The organism is Pedobacter glucosidilyticus (assembly GCF_002483235.1).
In the GTDB taxonomy this organism is placed as follows: Bacteria; Bacteroidota; Bacteroidia; order Sphingobacteriales; family Sphingobacteriaceae; genus Pseudopedobacter; species Pseudopedobacter glucosidilyticum_B.
On the sequence record NZ_DLHN01000034.1, the window covers coordinates 63912 to 83454 of the forward strand.

Below are 19543 nucleotides of genomic sequence, written 5' to 3' on the forward strand. Positions count from 1 at the left end.
AATGAGAAGCATCAAAAGTCTTATCCTGTGTATAATATTTTTATCAACAGCACAGGCTAAATCTCAGAATTTAATTAAAACCGATACTAGTAGAACTTTATTAACGCCCAAAGAATCTAGAACCATTAGAAATTTGGTTAGGACAGATTCTAGTTTTGTACCTACCCAGTTACCCTTACAATTAGAGCTGCTAAAATATAACGCCAATTTGTTATACAAGTATCGTTTAGATTCTATAAAAACACCAATTTCATTAGACTACAATCAGCAAGTACAAACTTATATTGATATTTTTCTCGGTCAAAGGAAGTTTATGGTTTCTAAAATGTTGAGCTTAGGGAATTACTATTTCCCGATTTTTGAAAAAGCTCTGAAAGCCAAACAAATACCAGAAGAGTTTAAGTTTTTACCTATTATAGAGTCTTCTTTAGACCCACATGCCGTATCTCGGTCTGGTGCTACTGGCTTATGGCAGTTTACTTACATTACTGGTAAAGGTTATGGTTTAACTATTGATAGTTATTTAGATGAGCGTAAAGATCCTATCAGCTCTAGCTATGCAGCAGCAAATTATCTAAAGGATGCTTATAAAGACTTGGGCGATTGGTTACTTACTTTAGCCGCCTATAATTGTGGTACAGGTTGCGTAAAAAGGGCTATACAAAGTGCAGGTGGAGCAAGAAATTATTGGGAAATACAACCTTATTTACCAGTAGAAACGCAAAATTATGTGCCTAAATTTATTGCAGTAACCTACCTCATGAATTATTATCATACTTATAAGGATATTAAAATACCAGATGCTGACGCTAAAATCAATATAGACTCTATATATGTAAATAAATATGTTGGTATTAATGATTTAGCTGCTGTTTTAGATATGGAGGAGAAAGATTTACAGATTTTAAACCCCGCTTATAAAAGAAATATCATCAACGGAAGTGAAACTAGTCCTAAAAGATTAATTATCCCTAAAGTGAGTTTTAAAACTTATGCTTCTTTGTATGATATTTTAAATAATGATAAACCTTTCATGGAATTGCCAGAAAACCCTGTTCTTATGCAAGCCTCACAGTCGCTAGGTTATCATATAGTAGCTAAAGGAGAAACTTTAACAAGTATTGCAAATAAGTATCGTTTAGAGGCGCAAGACCTGAAAGTTTGGAATAATTTAAAGAGTTTTACTGTTGTACCTGGTCAAAAAATCATCATCACAAAAGAAAATGAAGATAAACCAAAGCCACAGTTCCTAACCTATACTGTTAAACTTGGGGATACTTTAACAGCTATAGCGAAAAAGTTTAACGGGGCAACTGTATCCAGTATTCAAACATTAAATAACCTTCAAAATGCAAACCTATCTGTAGGGATGGTACTTAAAATTATGGCATTATAGAAGGATAATCAACATTATTAATCTTACAATTATATAGAATTTTATTAAAACGGAAAATGAGTAAGACTACCAGAAAACAAGATGCCTTAGATTATCATTCACAAGGCAGGCCAGGGAAAATTCAAGTTATCCCAACAAAACCAACCAATTCACAAAGAGATTTAACATTAGCATACTCGCCAGGTGTTGCAGAACCTTGTTTAAAAATTGCAGCCAATCCAGAAGACGTTTATAAATATACAGCGAAGGGTAACTTAGTTGCGGTTATCAGTAATGGTACAGCAGTATTAGGCTTAGGAGATATTGGTCCCGAAGCCGGAAAACCTGTAATGGAAGGTAAAGGCATTTTATTTAAAATATTTGCAGATATTGATGTTTTTGATTTAGAACTAAACACCAAAAGTGTTGACGAATTTGTAAACGTTGTAAAAGCACTAGAGCCCACTTTTGGTGGTGTAAATTTGGAAGATATTAAAGCCCCAGAGTGCTTTGAGATTGAGCGCCGATTAAAGGAGGAAATGAATATCCCGGTGATGCATGACGATCAGCATGGCACAGCCATCATTTCTGCAGCAGCTTTAATTAACGCTTGCGAAATCCAAAAAAAGAAAATCAAGGATATTAAAATTGTAGTAAACGGTGCTGGCGCAGCAGCTATTTCCTGTACCAGGTTATATGTTGCTTTAGGTGCACAAAAAGAAAATATCGTGATGCTGGATAGAACTGGCGTAATTAGGGCAGATAGGCCAGATTTAGATGGTACAAAAGCAGAGTTTGCAACAAAAAGAGATATTTTTACCTTAACTGATGCAGTAAAAAATGCCGATGTATTTATTGGTTTATCTTCAGCTGATATTTTAAGTGCTGAGGTTCTGAAAACAATGGCTCCCAATCCTATTGTTTTTGCTATGGCTAATCCAAATCCTGAGATTGCTTATGAACTTGCAGTAAAAACCCGTAAAGATATCATTATGGCTACCGGCCGTTCTGATTATCCTAACCAAGTAAATAACGTTTTAGGCTTTCCTTATATTTTTAGGGGTGCTTTAGACGTAAGAGCCAGAACCATCAATGAAGAAATGAAAATTGCGGCTGTTAAAGCTATTGCTGCATTGGCAAAAGAATCTGTACCAGAGGCTGTTAATTTAGCTTATAACACCACCAATCTTAAATTTGGTAAAGATTATATCATCCCAAAACCTATTGATTTTAGATTAATTACCACAGTAGCACCTGCGGTTGCCAAAGCAGCCATAGCATCTGGTGTAGCGGGTACAACCATCAAAGATTGGGACGCTTACGCCGAGGAATTGAAAAAGCGTTTAGGGATGGATGATGCTATTGTGAGAGCCTTATCAAACAAGGCTAAATCTAACCCAAAGAGAGTAGTTTTTGCTGAAGCAGATAACTATAAAATATTAAAAGCAGCACAAATCGTAAAAGATGATGGTATAGCTATCCCAATTTTACTGGGTAATAAATCTGCTATCAATAAAATAATTGCCGATAATGATTTAGACCTAGAAGGTGTAGAAGTTGTAGACCCTTTAGCAGAAACAGAGTTGAGCGAGAAGTTTGCCCAATTCTTATATAGCCAACGCCAAAGAAGGGGTATAACACTTTATCAAGCCAGAAAGTTAATGAGAGACAGAAATTACTTTGGCGCATCCATGGTAGAGTTTGGTAATGCCGATGCTTTAATTTCTGGCTTAACTAGAGACTATGGAACCACCGTAAAACCAGCTTTACAAATTATTGGTACAGAAGCAGGCGTTAATAAAGTAGCCGGTATGTATATGATGTTAACCAAAAGAGGTCCGGTTTTCTTTGCAGATACAACCATTAATTTGGCACCAACCGCACAAGAACTGGTTGATATTACTTTATTAGTAAATAGATCTGTACAGCAATTCAATATATCGCCACGCATAGCCTTATTGTCTTACTCTAACTATGGTTCTAATGATGGTGAAGTTTCTCAAAAAACAAGAGAAGCAGTAAGGATTTTACATAACCAATTTCCTGATATTATTGTAGACGGAGAGGTACAGGCCAACTTTGCCTTAAACCCTGAGTTGATGAAAGATAATTTTTCTTTCTCTAAACTTAAAGATGGGCCGGCAAATACATTGGTTTTTCCTAACTTAGAATCCGGAAATATTGCTTACAAACTTTTACAAGAATTAGGCGGTGCAGAAGCCGTTGGGCCTATATTATTAGGTATGAATAAGCCAGTTCATGTACTGCAATTAGGTAGCTCAGTAAGAGAAATAGTAAACATGGTAACCATTGCTGTTGTAGATGCACAGGATAAAGCAGCCATAAATATTTCAAAAAAGAAGTAATATCTCATGGAAAATAAATTAAGTATTCATGTACGCTTATATTGATGGTAGGTTAACTTTTAAATGTCCTACTTATGTTATTATTGAAGCTGGAGGAGTAGGTTATCAGCTCCACATCTCTTTACACACTTATACTTTATTAAAAGATGAAGAAAGATGTAAGATGTATGTTTGGCTCCATGTAAAAGAAGATGCACATACACTTTATGGGTTTATAGAAGAAGGCGAAAAAAGATTATTCCTGCATTTGATATCGGTTAACGGTATTGGGCCAAATACAGGAAGAATGATGCTTTCTTCCATCTCCCCACAAGAAATAGAAGATGCGATTATTAAAGGAGATGTTGATCAAATTAAGCGCATAAAGGGTATTGGGCCAAAATCTGCTCAGCGTTTAATTATAGAGCTTCAGGATAAACTGAAAAAAGATGGTACAGGTACATTAATTTCTGCACCTTTAAACAATACTGCCAAAGAAGAAGCGTTAAGTGCTTTGGTAATGTTGGGTTTTGTAAAAAACAGCGCAGAAAAAGCTGTAGATTTTGCTTTGAAAAACGCAGAAAAAACGCTGTCTGTAGAAGAAATAATAAAAATTGCTTTAAAAAACCTTTAATTGCTTATCCTAAACCCTAATACGTTTGAAAATTAATATTTCCTGTCTCTTGAACAGGTGGTTAATTATTATTTTGTTTTTGTGCATTAAAAGTGTTGGTTTCTCGCAAAACATCACTAGTAATGACTCTTTAAAGATTAAGTATCCGGTTAATGACACGCGTACAACGCCTGTTTTTGGTCGGGATGAAAGTCTTTTCCTAAAAAATCCGGCTAATATAAAGCGTAGCGTAACCTATGATCCTGTTACAAAAAAATACATCATAACAGAAAAAATTGGTAACCAATACTATAAAGCACCACAATTTCTAAGTTTTAAAGAGTACCAAAAATTAGAGCAAGAAAGAATACAAAAACAATACTGGAATAATTTGGTGGTTACGGGTATTCCTGCAGAGTCAAATGGATTTATGCCATCAGTAGTGGTAAAAAGTAAATCTTTTGAGAAAATCTTTGGAGGTAATACTATTAACATACAACCGCGTGGTACAGCAGATTTAACTTTCTCTGGTAGAATCAATAAAAATGAAAACCCTTTGTTTAATGAAAGACAAAGAAGGCAAGGTAATTTTGATTTTGACCAAAGAATTCAAATGAATTTGATTGGTAATATTGGCGAGAAATTAAAAATAAGTACTAATTATAATACAGAAGCACAGTTTGATTTTGAAAATCAACTTAAACTAGAATATACTGGAAAGAAAGATGAAATCATACAAAAGCTTGAAGCAGGTATGGTTAATTTTCCTCTTAATACAACCTTAATATCAGGTAGTCAAGCTTTATTTGGGGTAAAAACACAGTTGCAATTTGGGCGCTTGGGTGTAACCAGTTTATACTCTCAACAAAAATCTCAGGCAAAAGAAATTAATATTACCAATGGCTCGCAACAAAACGAGTTTAGGATAACTTCTGATAATTACGAAGCCAATAAACATTATTTCTTAGCGCAATATTTTAGGGATAACTTCAATACTGCTATGTCTAGGCTTCCGGTAGTGACTTCCAGTATCAATATTACCCGTATAGAAGTTTGGGTTACCAACCGTAGCAATAGCACAACAGACTCTAGAGACATATTGGCATTTCTAGATTTGGGAGAAAATACACCTTTTAACACCACCCAATTTACCGGTGGAGGGAATAGATTTCCATCAGCTTTTACTGATCAGAACTTTCCGCAACCGCAATCAAATAATTTATTACAACAAATCCCGGCAGGTGCTAGGCTAACCAATGCTAATGATATTGATGCTTTTTTTCAAACTTCTGGCCGTACGGATAATTATAATAAATTAACTTATGCCAGGAAATTAACCGAAAGAGAGTACACATTAAATCCGCTTTTGGGATATATTTCTTTAAATAATGCGCTCAACGCTGATGAAGTATTAGCTGTAGCTTATCGTTATACTGTAAATGGCGAGGAATTTCAGGTGGGTGAGTTTTCAACAGATAGACCTGTAGCACCAGATAATCCTGAGGTACTTTACGCAAAACTCTTAAAAAACGAAACTATTAAAACCAATTTGCCAATTTGGGATTTAATGATGAAAAATATTTATGCCTTAGGTGCTTATCAAATCAGCAGAAATGATTTTAGGTTGAATATTTTCCGTTTGGATGAGAGTGGTATAGAAAAACCTTTAATTACTGAGGGAGCTAAGCTAGATGAAAACAATCGGCCTTTAGCCAGCAAATTATGGTTGCAAGTTACTGGTGTGGATAGACTAAATCAGCAAAATGCCAGACAGCCCGATGGTTTCTTTGATTTCTTAGAAGGCCAAACAATTGACCCTCTAAACGGGAGAATTATTTTCCCTGTGATTGAGCCTTTTGGTAAAGATTTAAGAGCTCAATTTGATGAAACAACCGAACAAGCGCTTATCAGTAAATATGTTTACCAACCGCTTTACGACTCTACCAAAGCATTAGCACAACAGTTTTTCCCAGCTTTAAACAGATATATCATCAAAGGAACTTATCAATCACAAGTAAGTTCAGAGTTTCAGTTAAACGCTATCAATGTACCAGAAGGCTCGGTTACGGTAACCGCCGGAACTTTACGCTTAACAGAAGGTGCAGATTATACCGTTGATTATAATATCGGACGAGTAAGAATTCTTAACCAAGCTTTATTAAACTCGGGTCAACCCATAAAAATAAAGCTAGAAAGTAACGAGTTATTTGGCATTCAACAGCGGTCTTTGTTTGGAACCCGATTTGATTATAAAGCCAACGAGAAACTAAACCTTGGGGCTACCATCATGAATTTGAAGGAAACTCCTTTAACGCAGAAAGTAAATTTTGGAGAAGAGTCTATCTCTAATACCATGTATGGTTTCGATGTTAATTATAACACATCTAGTAGGTTTTTAACAAAGTTAGTTGATAAAATCCCTTTCTTATCAACCAAAGAAGAATCGAGTTTTACCTTCACTGGCGAGTTTGCTAAATTTGACCCAGGGCATCCAAAAGCTTTAGATTTTGCAGGTAGCGAAGGTGGCGTTAGTTATATTGATGATTTTGAAGGAAGCAGATCTATTATAGATTTGAAAAGTCCCGTAAACTGGCAAATATCTGGTACACCGCAACGTTTTCCAGAATCTCAACTTACCAATGACTTATCTTATGGGTTTAATAGGGCAAAACTCTCTTATTTTACCATAGACCCAATTTTTTATAACAGAAGCAATTTAACACCACCAAACATAGCGGGTAACCGTACAGAGCTATCTAACCATTATGTAAGAGAAGTTTTAGAAACCGAGGTTTTCCCTTTCAGACAGGTAGCTACAGGTACTTTATTAACTTTACCAACTTTTAACGTAGCTTACTATCCAACACTACGTGGTCCTTATAATTTTACAGCTACAGGTTTAAATTCTGATGGAACTTTAGCAAACCCAAGGCAGCGCTGGGGCGGGATGTTTAGAAGGATAGAAACCAATGATTTTGAGGCGCTAAATATTGAGTTTATAGAGTTTTGGGTTCTAGATCCTTTTATTTATAAGCCAGGTTCACAAGGAGGAGATTTATATTTAAATATTGGAAACATCTCAGAAGATATTTTGAAAGATGGTCGTAGAAGTTTAGAAAATGGTATTCCGCCTGATAACGACCCAACAAAAACGGATGAAACTGTTTGGGGAAGAGTGCCAAAATTACAGCCCGTTATACAAGCTTTTGATAACGATCCTAATGCTCGCCAAATACAAGATATTGGTTTAGACGGATTAAATAACGTTGCAGAGCAGGCCAAATTCCAAACGCAAATTAACCAGATTACAGCACAGCTAAACTCGCAGGCGGCTAGTTTTTACAATGCAGATCCTTCTTCTGATGATTATGTGTATTACCGTGGTCCGGCTTTAGACCAAACTAACGCAGGTATATTAAAAAGGTATGAAAATTTTAACGGTACAGAAGGAAACTCAAAAACATCACAACAATCTCAAGATGCTTTAGGTATTGAGAACTCAGCTTCAACACCTTTACCGGATGGAGAAGATGTTAACCGAGACAATAGTACTACTAAAGCAGATGAGTATTTTGAGTATAAGGTAAGTATCAGACCGCAAGATTTAGTGGTAGGGCAAAACTTTATTGCAGACCGTGTGGTTGCAGCCGTAAGATTAGCCGATGGAACAACAGAAAACGTTACTTGGTATCAGTTTAAAGTTCCGGTTGCACAGTTTAGAGATAGAGTTGGGGGTATCCAAGATTTTAAGTCTATCCGCTTTATGCGTATGTATTTAACAGATTTTGCCGATACTACGGTATTACGTTTTGCCAGATTACAATTAGTTAGGGGCGAGTGGAGAAGGTTTAATGCAGAAGCACAACCCGATAAAGTTTTGGTAGACCCAGCTTTAGGAAATGTAGGTTTAGATAATTCTACTTTAGACGTTACTACGGTAAACATTGAGGAAAATGGTACCAGAACACCTATTCCTTATGTTACACCTCCAGGCATTATCAGAGAAAGAGATTTCTCAAATTTTAGAGGTGATACGCGTCAAAACGAGCAATCACTTTCTGTTGTGGTTAAAAATTTAAGAGACGGATACTCAAGAGCAGCTTTTAAAACTACGGTTAATGATGTAAGAGCATACAAAAGAGTACAAATGTTTATCCATGCAGAAAGTGATATGATGGCAGCACCTTTAAATGATGGTGATATTCATGCTTTCTTGAGGTTAGGTACCGATAATTTGGATAACTACTATGAGTATGAAATACCAATGAAAGTTACCACCGCAGGTTCTAGAGATCCTGAAGCTATCTGGCCAGCAGAAAACAGGCTAGATTTAGAATTTAGACTATTGCAGCAAGCTAAAATTGCAAGAAATAATGCTACTTTAAATGGCTCACCTTGGCCATTTAATATCCCTTACTCTTTTGCTGATGGGCAAAATAAAGTTACCATCAAGGGGCAGCCAGATTTAAGTAAGCTAAGGGTAATCATGCTTGGTGTCAGAAATCCTTTGAATAAAAATGATGGCAGACCAGATGATGGTTTAGATAAGAACGTAGAAATTTGGTTTAACGAGTTAAGATTGACAGATTTTGATGAGCGTGGTGGTTGGGCGGCAACAGCCAGAATGAATGCCAAACTTGCTGATTTTGGCGATGTAACCATCTCTGGAAATAAAAGTACTATTGGTTTTGCCTCTTTAGAAAAACGTGTAAGCGAGATTAACCGTTCTGATGATCAATTCTTTGATTTATCAACCAGTTTTGAGCTAGGGAAGTTCTTCCCTGATAGAACGGGTATCAAAATCCCGATGTATTTTAATTACTCTAGTCAACTAAGTACACCACAGTTTGATCCAAGAAATCCAGATTTAGAATTGAAAAATATCATGGATTTACTACCGCGTGGTGCCAGAGATTCTATCTTAAATTATGCACAAGATTATACTTTAAGACGTGGAATAAATTTTACCAATGTTAGGAAAATAAAAACCAACCCCGATGCAAAAAGCAGAATTTGGGATATAGAAAACTTAAGCCTTACTTATGCTTTTAATGAGTATGATCATCGCGATTTTATCAACCAAAGTTCAATACAAAAAAACTATAGAGGTTCTTTAGCTTATAATTATAACAATCAGGCAACCTTTATTACACCCTTTAGTAAACTTATTAAGAGTAATAATTTAGCTTTATTAAAAGACTTTAATTTTAATTTATTGCCTTCTGTTTTAAATTTCAGGATAGAGGTTAACCGTTTGTACTCAGAAAATACACTCCGGGATAATGACCCTAATAATACGATTCCTATACAAACCACTTTTAATAAAAATTTCAATATCAGCAGGTTGTATGGCATCAGTTGGGACTTAACAAAAACTTTAAAACTCGATTTTAATGCCACCAATCTTTCTTTAGTAGATGAGCCAGAAGGTAGAATAACAGGCTTAAAAAGAGATACACTTTGGAATAATTTCAGAAATCTGGGCAGAACAACAGATTATAACCATACCGTAAGTTTAAGTTATACAGTACCTATCAATAAAATACCAGGTTTAGAGTTTGTAAATGTTATTACCCGTTATCAAACCCAGTTTAGCTGGATGACAGAGCCTTTAATCAGTATCAACGACCCTGATGTAAACTTTGGTAATACCATACAAAACTCTCGTACAGTTCAGTTAAATCCTACTTTAAACTTCAATTTATTGTACAATAAGTTAGGTTTTTACCGTAAAATGAATGGTGCAAATAGCAACGCTAGTGGGTTAAGCAAAGCCTTATTTGATGTGCTTTTCTCCATCAAAAACGTAAGTGGTTCTTACATCCGTAATGATGGTACATTTTTACCAGGCTACTTACCAAAAACCAATGCTTTTGGTATGGATTTTTCTGCCAATGCACCAGGTTTAGGTTTTGTTTTAGGCTCACAGGAAGATATAAGAGGCACTGCTTTACAAAATGGCTGGTTAACCAGAGATACTTTGCTAAACCAATTGTTTGTAAAGAATTTGAATGAAAAGCTTAATCTAAGAGGTACGCTAGAGCCTTTTAAAGATTTTAGGTTAGAGCTAACCGTTTTCAAAAATCAGAGTAGAAATTTCTCAACCAATTTTAGATTTGATGCAGCAACTAATGGTTTCGAAAGTTTAAGACCCATCACTTCCGGAGATTATAGCATTTCTATAATTTCTTTAGGAACCGCTTTCAAAGAAAAGAATAGTGATAAAAATTCGGCCGTTTTCCAGCAATTCTTGGTAAATAGAGAAATTATTTCCAGAAGGTTAGGTGCTCAAAATCCTAATAGCAGCGGTTTAGGAGCAGATAATTTCGCCGATGGTTATAACAAAAGCTCTCAGGATGTTGTCATACCGGCGTTATTAGCAGCTTATTTAAATAAAGATGCGGGTAGTATCACGTTAAATAGCTTTAAAAAAATACCAGTTCCAAACTGGCGTATGACTTATAATGGTTTAGCAAAGCTACCTTTCATGAGTCAATGGTTCTCTTCCTTTGATGTAACACATGGTTATAATTCAACTTATAACGTTAACGCATTCAACTCTTTAATCAGATACTCAGAACTTAATGGTGCTGTAAACTCAAGAGATCAACAAAATAACTTTTTACCTTTTTATCAATTCTCTCAGGTAACTTTATTCGAGCAATTTGTGCCTTTATTAGGTATAGATATGCGGTTAAAAAACAGCATGACCATCAATATCGAGTATAGAAAATCCCGTTCTTTAAGTTTTGCCCTAGCAAACAGTCAGTTAGCACAACAAAAAGACCAAGCTTTTGTATTTGGGTTTGGATACAGAACGGCAAACTTTAGATTCCCTTTTGGCTTGTTTAAAAGTGTAAATCTTAAAAACGATTTAAACTTTAAACTTGATGTAGCTATAAAAGATAATAAAACTGTCATTTTCAGAGCAGATGTAGACGATGCCGAGATTTCTGGAGGGTCTAAAAACATCACCTTCAGGCCAAGTATAGATTATGTGTTAAACCAGCGTTTTAATTTAAGAGTCTTTTACGATTCAAACATCACGCAGCCTTATACATCGCAAACATTTAACACAGCCTTTAGTAACTTTGGCATCAATCTAAGGTTCACTATTCAATAAATATGATTAGTAATAACGAAATATTAAAGAAGCTTCGCGTAGCCCTAAAACTCAGAAATGATGAGATTATTGAAATTCTAAAATTGGTAAATTTTAGAGTTACACCTAGCGAATTAGGTGCTTTTTTCAGGCGAGAAGATCATCCTAATTATAAGCCCTGCGGCGATCAAATCTTAAGAAATTTCTTAAACGGTTTGGTTATTCATTTGCGTGGCCCCCAAGAACAACAGTCAGAAACAACAGAACAAGAAGATTAAAGCTATTTTAAGTTATCATCATTAACTATCAAATTTTATATGATAGATTTAGCTATTTTTGTAATTATATAAAAGATAAAAAATGAATTTTCCAGCCGAATTAAAGTACACCAAAGACCACGAGTGGGTAAAAATAGAAGGTGATGTAGCAACTGTAGGCATTACAGATTTTGCTCAAAGAGAATTAGGAGACATCGTGTATATTGATATCAACACCATTGGTAGCGATGTTGCAGAAGGTGATATTTTTGGTACTGTAGAAGCAGTTAAAACCGTTTCTGATTTATTTATGCCTCTAAGCGGTAAAGTACTTGAAGTAAATGCCCAGTTAGATGCTAACCCAGAATTGGTAAATCAAGACCCTTACGGGGATGGCTGGATGGTTAAAATTAGTTTAACAGAAAAAGATTCTGCTGGTTTATTATCTGCTGATGCTTATCAAGCTTTAATAGGCGCATAATGTTAAGAACCATAAAGTTTCAATGGCCGGCAATTGCTTGGGCAATATTGGTATTGATACTTTGCAATTTACCTATGTCGCCAGATAATCAATTGCCCTTGTTTTTTGAAGGTTTTGATAAAATGGTGCATTTGGGTTTCTTTTTCATATTAACTGTTTTGCTGTTGTTTGGAAAAATAAATCAGCAAAACAGTTATCATTACCGCCCGCTTACCATCATTAAAATCATCATCATCACAGCAGCTATAGGTGGTGGTGTAGAAATACTACAATGGAAAGTATTTACTTATCGTTCTGCCGAGTGGTGGGATTTTATTTCGGATATGCTAGGCGTTGGCGCAGGTATATTTAGTTATTTATTGTTACATCGTAAATCCAGAATCATTGAAAAAGTTTAGCTATACTATTTTTTTTATATTGATAATGGTTTCTTTATCAGGCTGTTTTGTGTTTAAAAAAGGTTGCGATTGCCCAAAATTTAAAATTGATATCGCTCTTCCTTTATCTAAATAAAAACACCTTCTAAATTCATATAAATTAAGTCTTTCTAATTTGGATTTAATTTAAATAAGCCTTAATTTCGTCCAGTTCATATATACATTTTGATCATGAAGCTTTCACAATTAGCAATAGGACAACAAGGTATTATTAAAGAATTTACAGATTTAGAAATGTCTGTAAAATTGATGGAGATGGGATGTTTACCTGGAGAAGCAGTTAAGGTAGAAAGAATTGCTCCACTAGGAGACCCCATCGCTGTAACTGTATCCGGCTATCAATTATCTTTAAGAAAGCGTGAAGCCTCAACTATTGAACTAATCTAATCTGACTTGAAAAGTACACTCAGAGTAGCACTTGTTGGTAACCCCAACACAGGTAAATCAACTATTTTTAATGCTTTAACAGGTTTAAACCAAAAAGTTGGAAATTTCCCAGGTGTTACTGTTGATAAGAAATCTGGTTTATGCAAATTACCAGATGGTAAACAGGTAGAAATTATTGATTTACCAGGTACTTACAGTTTATATCCTAAAAGTGCAGATGAAACCATCGTTTTTGAAGTACTTTCTAATCCAGATAATTCCTCACATCCAGACTTGGTGGTTATTGTTGCCGATGCAACTAACCTGAAAAGAAATTTACTTTTATACACCCAAATTGCTGATTTAAAACTGCCGGTTATCATCGCTTTAAACATGATGGACCAGGCAGAAAAAGGTAATATCGAGATTGATATTAATGCTTTAGCCACAAGGCTAAACGTACCTGTTGTAGCTTTGGCAGCAAGAAAATCTATAGGTTTAGATGAGCTGAAAAGTGCTATTTCTTACAGTACAAATATCCCATTACAACATGCTACCATTGATGTGGAAAGCATCGCTCCTGAGCTTATCAAAGCAGTTAGCAAGAAATTAAAAATTGATAATCCTTATGTAGCACTTCAGATTGTTCATCAACATGAAAATCTAAAGTATATCTCTAAAGAAGACAGTTTGTGGATAGAAGAGCAAGAAAAAATTTATGATTTCCACCCACAAAAAGCACAAGCCACAGAAACTATTGCCCGTTATAATTTTATCAACGAAGTTTTATTAGATACTGTTGTTTATACATCTGTAGCTTTAGAAGAAAACATCAGTAATAAAATAGACCATTACCTTACACATAAAGTTTGGGGTTTTGTGATATTCTTCTTAATTCTATTTGCCATTTTCCAATCAATTTTTGCCTGGTCAGAGTATCCTATGATGCTGATAGAAACCGTATTTGTTTGGCTAGCAGAATTAGGTCATACTTATTTACCCGCAGGTGTATTTACTGATCTGTTAATAGATGGAGTACTTGCAGGATTAAGCGGTGTAATGGTTTTCATCCCTCAAATTGCTTTATTATTTGCCTTTATATCTGTTTTAGAAGATACCGGCTATATGGCCCGTGTTACTTTTATGATGGATAAATTGATGCGTAAAGTTGGTTTAAGTGGTAAGTCTGTAGTACCATTAATTGGTGGTTTGGCTTGTGCTGTACCATCAATCATGAGTGCCAGAACTATTGAAAACTGGAAAGACCGTATCATCACCATTATGGTTACACCTTTGGTTAGTTGCTCTGCCCGTTTACCTATTTATACTTTACTTATATCATTAGTAGTACCATCAAAATTGGTGCTTGGCTTTATCAATTTACAGGGTTTAGTATTGATGTTGATGTACCTGCTTAGTATTGTAATGGCTATTTTAGTTGCCTGGGTGATGAAAATTATCATCAGGAGCAATCTAAAAAGTTATTTCATTATGGAGCTTCCGGTTTACCGTATGCCAAGGTGGAATAACGTTGCGCTCACCATGTTTGGTAGTATTAAAACCTTCGTAACAGAAGCCGGGAAAGTTATTGTTGCGGTTTCTATTGTGTTATGGGTTTTGGCGAGTTATGGTCCTGGAGATAGAATAGAGAAAATAGACCAAAAATATAGTTCTTCAGAAATCACCTCCCAGTATACTGAGGAAGAGATAAACATCTTGAAAAGCTCAGAGAAGCTAGAGAATTCTTATGCAGGTATCGTTGGTAAATTTATTGAACCTAGTATAGAACCTTTGGGTTTCGATTGGAAAATCGGAATTTCTTTAATTACCTCTTTTGCCGCTCGTGAAGTATTTGTGGGCACTATGGCTACTCTATATTCTGTAGATGGAGACGATTCTGAGATGGAGCCCGTAAGAAACAAAATGGCTCAAGCCCGAAATGCTAAAACCGGAGCTTTAGTTTTTACTACCGCTACAGCATTTTCTTTAATGGTATTTTATGCTTTTGCGATGCAATGTATGAGCACCATGGCCGTTGTTTATCGTGAAACTAAGCAATGGAGATGGCCAATTATCCAATTCTTCTATATGCTGGTTTTGGCTTACGGAGCAAGTTTTATTGTATATAACCTCTTGAAATAATTGCTTTATTTGCCGATATTTATTCTTTGTGAAGCAAGATAAAATAAGCATTTTAAAACAGTACTTACCAGAACAATCGGCACCCATTATAGCTGCTTGGATTGATGATTATGCTTGTGAGTTTAAAATATCCAAAACAAGAAATACTAAACTAGGAGATTATAGACCGCCATTTAGAGGTAGTCATCATCGTATTTCTGTAAACTATAATCTTAATCCTTACGCTTTCCTGATAACTACCGTTCATGAGTTTGCACATCTGGTTACTTGGAATGCCCATCAAAGTAGGGTAAAGCCTCATGGTACCGAGTGGAAAAATACCTTTAAAAAGATGATGCTTCCTTTTTTTGAATTGGATATTTTTCCTTTAGATGTTAAAAAAGCTGTAGTTTCTTATTTGCAAAATCCTGCAGCTTCTAGTTGTGCCGATAAAGATTTGTATAAAACCCTTAAGCGCTACGATGCGCCTAAAGAAGATATTTTACATGTTGAAGATGTTGTAGAAAATCAACATTTTACACTTCCTAATGGTAGGGAGTTTAAAAAACTCAATAAAATAAGAACCAGATTTAGATGTTTGGAAGTTAAAACAGGTAGAATGTATCTTTTTAATCCTTTGGCAGAAGTTAAATTAGTGAGCTAAGCTTCCATTTTTATAAATCATTAAAGTTTTACCCTGCTTTTCAAAGTTAATATCAAGCTTTTTACCTTTATAAAAAGACGGTTGTAAAGCAATATCATGAATTAAAGAATCTGGCGTTTTTATCAAGTAAGCCACATCAATACTTAAATTATTGTTACTCAACATCAAGTATTGTTTGCTATTTAAGGTGTTCAACTTATTAAAGGTTAGGGCATATTTGCCTGTTCCTTGCAATGCACTTTCTATCTCTGTAAAATCAAAAACTTTCTTTTCATCAGCTAAATTTTCATCCAATTTTACAAATGGTAGTTTATGAAGTGCCGAATCGTTAGCGGCACTTTTTTCTTCTGCTTTTAAAAATATCCCATTTCTGTAAAAATATCTATATTCTTTATATTGATAATCTCCTTGGCTATCAGCAATCAAGAGCTTGCTTTTCTCAGTAAATAGTACAATTTCGCCATCTTCTAAAAAATACGTTTTTTCCTGGAAACCGTATTCCCCAGAATCGCCATACTCCTGATAAATAACAGGTTCGCCGTCTTTTTTATATGAACAAAAGAAATAAGCATAGTCTCCTTTACTGTAAACCGGACTTTCTGATTTTTCAAAAGAGTCTTTTAATTTCAATAAGCCTTCGGTATAAATTAATATGCTTGTATCTGTGATACTAACAGCATTAATAGAGTCTTTTACTGCCACCAAAGAGCTTTGGTTAACAGAATTACATGAAGTAATGATTCCTAAAGAACCTATTAGAAACACAACATATTTTAGCATGGTATAAGGGATAATTTTATTGTTTGTTTCTATCTTTCCACTGTTTACTGAAAGATTGTTGCTCAACTTTAGGAAGCGTTCTGTTTTTTCCCCACATTTTTCCAAAGAAGGTATTCATCACAAAGTTTTTCAATTTGCCACCCACCATATCCATTTTACTTCTTTTAAGCATAGAATTTTTCCAAAAATACCAGCCTAATTTTTCTGATGAAGTAGTTAATTTCTGGTTCACAGCATCTCTTCTGTTTAATAAAAGCATGCTATGAATATCTATTTTAACAGGGCAAACTTCAGAACATTTTCCGCATAAACTAGAGGCATAACTTAAATGCTTAAAATCTTGCATTCCTCTTAAATGTGGCGTAATGATAGAGCCAATAGGACCGCTATAAGTAGTATCATAGGTGTGTCCTCCCACATTTTTATAAATAGGGCAACCATTTAAACAAGCTCCACATCTGATACAATATAATCCTTGTCTTTGGTCTTTTTGTGCTAATAAATCTGTACGACCATTATCCAATAAAATAACATACATTTCTTCTGGTCCATCAGTCTCGTCAGCTTTACGAGGGCCACTTAAAATGGTATTGTAAACAGTTAAGTTTTGGCCAGTGCCATGCGTAGAAAGCATGGGCCAAAAAAGGTCTAAGTCTGTAATAGATGGTATTAATTTCTCAATACCTACAATTGCGATATGTATTTTAGGGAAAGTTGTGGTTAAACGGGCATTACCTTCGTTCTCTGTAAGTGCTATACTTCCGGTATCAGCAATAAGAAAATTGCCGCCAGTAATACCAATATCAGCACTTAAATATTTATCTCTTAATAATTCTCTAGCCTTTAAGGTAAGTTGTTGTGGCGTAGCATCTACCGGAGTGCCAAACTTTTCATGAAAAAGCTGAGCAATATTTTCCTTACTCAAATGCATGGCAGGCGTTACAATATGATAAGGCTTTTGACCAAGCAGCTGAACAATATATTCTCCTAAATCAGATTCTAAAGATTCTATTTCATGGCTTTCCAGAAACTCATTTAAATGAATCTCTTCTGTTACCATTGATTTAGATTTGATAACAGATTTAGCTCCGCTTCTTTTAATAATTTGAAGGATTTCTTGATTAGCTTCTTCAGCATTGTTGGCCCAAATAACTTTTCCACCTTTTCTTTGAAAATTAGATTCAAATTCTGGTAATAGTTTATCTAAATTTTCCATAACTCTCCACTTAATTACATGCCCTTTCTTTTTGGCATGCTCTAAGTTGATAAGTCTGGAAAGACCTCTGGTAACTGCTACATCATATTTGCCAATATTATAATTAATAATATTTCTATGCTTTTTATCAAAAGCTTTTTCTTTTGAAACTTCATTAAAATTTTCGGCAAACTTAATCATAGCTCAAATTTAAGAATAAAACTAATCTACATACAATTAATATGAAGTTCTTATAAAGTGTGGATTTTATGAATACAGCTTATGATGAATATGGGAATTTTTGAGGTAAAAGTTGCACTTTAATGGTTGAGTGTTAAATAAAAAGGTTTTAGTTGATAGTTAAAATAAAAATCTTCAATTAAATACTGCTATTATTTAAAAATATGCTTTATTTAGTGTTAAATAAGATTTTGCTTTGTTATTAAACACCATTAATTGCTAAACAACCAAACCCTTAATTTTAATATAAATTAAAAACATATAGTTTTTTTGAGACAAATAGCTCATGGCTTAACTATTGTCATTTGCGTCATAATTATCAATACAATATGAGAAAATTTCTACTTTCAACACTGAGTTTTTTACTGTTAGCATTTAGCAGTTTAGTTGCTCAAGACGGATTAAATGGTTTTCAATATCAAGCTGTGGCTAGAAAAGCAGATGGTAAAGAACTATCCAATCAGCTTATCCACGCTAGATTTACCGTTTTAAGCGGTTCAGCAAATGGAGTTGCAGTCTACACGGAGACTCAAAAAGTTAATTCTAATCAATTTGGTGTTTTTTCTCATGTCATAGGAAGAGGAAAACCTACCGGATCATTAAGATTAACTGATGTGGATTTTTCAGTCAGCAACTATTTTTTAAAGGTAGAACTTGATCTTTCAGGTGGAAATAATTTTCAAGTATTTGGAAGTACGGAATTATTAGCTGTTCCATTTGCATTATATGCAAAATCTAGTGGAGGCTCAAAACAAAGTAACGCTGTAGCAGGACCTAAAGGAGAAAAGGGTGATATGGGACCCCAGGGTCTAAAAGGGGAAAAAGGTGAGCAAGGTGAAGTAGGACCACAAGGTCCAATTGGATTAACAGGAGCGAAAGGTGACAAGGGAGAAAAAGGAGATCAGGGAGAAGCAGGCCCGAAAGGTGATGTAGGTCCACAAGGTCCAATCGGTTTAACAGGAGCAAAAGGCGAAAAAGGAGATATAGGTGCTCAAGGTTTAGCTGGCGCAAAAGGCGACAAGGGAGATAAAGGTGATAAAGGCGAAGCAGGATTACAAGGTATTCAAGGAGAAAAGGGCGATGCAGGTGCTCAAGGTTTAGCTGGTGTAAAGGGAGATAAAGGCGAAGTAGGACCTAAAGGTGATACAGGCGCACAAGGTATAGCCGGAGCAAAAGGAGACAAAGGTGAAGCAGGACCACAAGGTCCGATAGGATTAACTGGAGCTGCAGGTCCACAAGGTATTCAAGGCGAGAAAGGCGATGCCGGAGCAACAGGAGCACAAGGTATAGCTGGTGTAAAGGGAGATAAAGGAGACCAAGGNNCCAAGGCGAAGCAGGCCCGAAAGGGGATACCGGAGCAACCGGTCCACAAGGTGAAGTAGGTCCAATCGGTTTGACAGGAGCAAAAGGAGACAAGGGCGATAAAGGAGAAGCAGGCGCACAAGGTATAACCGGAGCAAAAGGAGACAAAGGCGATAAGGGCGATCAAGGTGATGTAGGTCCACAAGGCCCAATAGGATTAACAGGTACTCAAGGTATTCAAGGAGACAAAGGAGAAACTGGATCA

The 19543-nt window shown here is 35.4% G+C and carries 12 protein-coding genes; 10 read left to right on the forward strand and 2 right to left on the reverse strand.

Going from position 1 to position 19543, the window contains the following annotated elements:
- Position 1 precedes the first annotated feature (1 nt).
- From B2745_RS14455 to B2745_RS14500, 10 genes are all read left to right on the forward strand, one after another.
- Positions 2-1396 carry a lytic transglycosylase domain-containing protein gene (locus B2745_RS14455; RefSeq protein WP_304068089.1) on the forward strand — a complete coding sequence of 465 codons (1395 nt, stop codon included), beginning with the start codon at positions 2-4 and terminating at the stop codon, positions 1394-1396.
- Between the two features lie 56 nt (positions 1397-1452).
- Positions 1453-3741 (forward strand): NADP-dependent malic enzyme, encoded by a 2289-nt coding sequence (locus B2745_RS14460; protein ID WP_304068092.1) that lies wholly within the window; start codon positions 1453-1455, stop codon positions 3739-3741.
- Positions 3742-3769: 28 nt separating this feature from the next.
- Positions 3770-4354 (forward strand): Holliday junction branch migration protein RuvA, encoded by a 585-nt coding sequence (ruvA, locus tag B2745_RS14465; protein ID WP_026905424.1) that lies wholly within the window; start codon positions 3770-3772, stop codon positions 4352-4354.
- Positions 4355-4433: 79 nt separating this feature from the next.
- Entirely contained in the window at positions 4434-11456 is a 7023-nt protein-coding gene (sprA, locus tag B2745_RS14470; RefSeq protein WP_414691937.1) for a cell surface protein SprA, read from the forward strand.
- 2 nt (positions 11457-11458) lie between these two features.
- Positions 11459-11713: a DUF1456 family protein gene (locus B2745_RS14475; RefSeq protein ID WP_304068095.1), complete on the forward strand. Its 255-nt coding sequence runs from the start codon at positions 11459-11461 to the stop codon at positions 11711-11713.
- Between the two features lie 82 nt (positions 11714-11795).
- The gene (gene gcvH, locus B2745_RS14480; RefSeq protein WP_304068098.1) at positions 11796-12173 is read left to right on the forward strand and encodes a glycine cleavage system protein GcvH; all 378 of its coding nucleotides are present in this window, start codon (positions 11796-11798) and stop codon (positions 12171-12173) included.
- Entirely contained in the window at positions 12173-12571 is a 399-nt protein-coding gene (locus B2745_RS14485) for a VanZ family protein (RefSeq protein WP_304068101.1), read from the forward strand. Before gcvH ends, B2745_RS14485 begins: the two co-directional genes overlap by 1 nt.
- Positions 12572-12781: 210 nt before the next feature.
- Positions 12782-12997 carry a FeoA family protein gene (locus B2745_RS14490; RefSeq protein ID WP_026905428.1) on the forward strand — a complete coding sequence of 72 codons (216 nt, stop codon included), beginning with the start codon at positions 12782-12784 and terminating at the stop codon, positions 12995-12997.
- 6 nt (positions 12998-13003) lie between these two features.
- Complete coding sequence (feoB, locus tag B2745_RS14495) at positions 13004-15118, forward strand: ferrous iron transport protein B (protein WP_304068104.1); 2115 nt, start codon at positions 13004-13006, stop codon at positions 15116-15118.
- A 28-nt stretch (positions 15119-15146) separates the two neighbouring features.
- A complete protein-coding gene (locus B2745_RS14500) occupies positions 15147-15761 on the forward strand; it encodes a SprT-like domain-containing protein (protein ID WP_304068107.1) in 615 nt (204 codons plus the stop codon).
- Here B2745_RS14500 and B2745_RS14505 read toward each other — a convergent pair.
- Positions 15750-16607 (reverse strand): hypothetical protein, encoded by an 858-nt coding sequence (locus tag B2745_RS14505; RefSeq protein ID WP_304068121.1) that lies wholly within the window; start codon positions 16605-16607, stop codon positions 15750-15752. The genes B2745_RS14500 and B2745_RS14505 overlap by 12 nt on opposite strands.
- Positions 16558-17937 carry a LutB/LldF family L-lactate oxidation iron-sulfur protein gene (locus B2745_RS14510; protein WP_304068109.1) on the reverse strand — a complete coding sequence of 460 codons (1380 nt, stop codon included), beginning with the start codon at positions 17935-17937 and terminating at the stop codon, positions 16558-16560. The genes B2745_RS14505 and B2745_RS14510 overlap by 50 nt, the downstream gene beginning before the upstream one ends.
- Between the last annotated feature and the right edge of the window lie 1606 nt (positions 17938-19543).

Bases quoted from the DNA above. Each gene is read 5' to 3' on its own strand.
- B2745_RS14455 (WP_304068089.1), top strand. From the start codon at position 2: ATGAGAAGCATCAAAAGTCTTATCCTGTGTATAATATTTTTATCAACA.
- B2745_RS14460 (WP_304068092.1), top strand. From the start codon at position 1,453: ATGAGTAAGACTACCAGAAAACAAGATGCCTTAGATTATCATTCACAA.
- ruvA (WP_026905424.1), top strand. From the start codon at position 3,770: ATGTACGCTTATATTGATGGTAGGTTAACTTTTAAATGTCCTACTTAT.
- B2745_RS14475 (WP_304068095.1), top strand. From the start codon at position 11,459: ATGATTAGTAATAACGAAATATTAAAGAAGCTTCGCGTAGCCCTAAAA.
- gcvH (WP_304068098.1), top strand. From the start codon at position 11,796: ATGAATTTTCCAGCCGAATTAAAGTACACCAAAGACCACGAGTGGGTA.
- B2745_RS14485 (WP_304068101.1), top strand. From the start codon at position 12,173: ATGTTAAGAACCATAAAGTTTCAATGGCCGGCAATTGCTTGGGCAATA.
- B2745_RS14490 (WP_026905428.1), top strand. From the start codon at position 12,782: ATGAAGCTTTCACAATTAGCAATAGGACAACAAGGTATTATTAAAGAA.
- B2745_RS14510 (WP_304068109.1), bottom strand. From the start codon at position 17,937: ATGATTAAGTTTGCCGAAAATTTTAATGAAGTTTCAAAAGAAAAAGCT.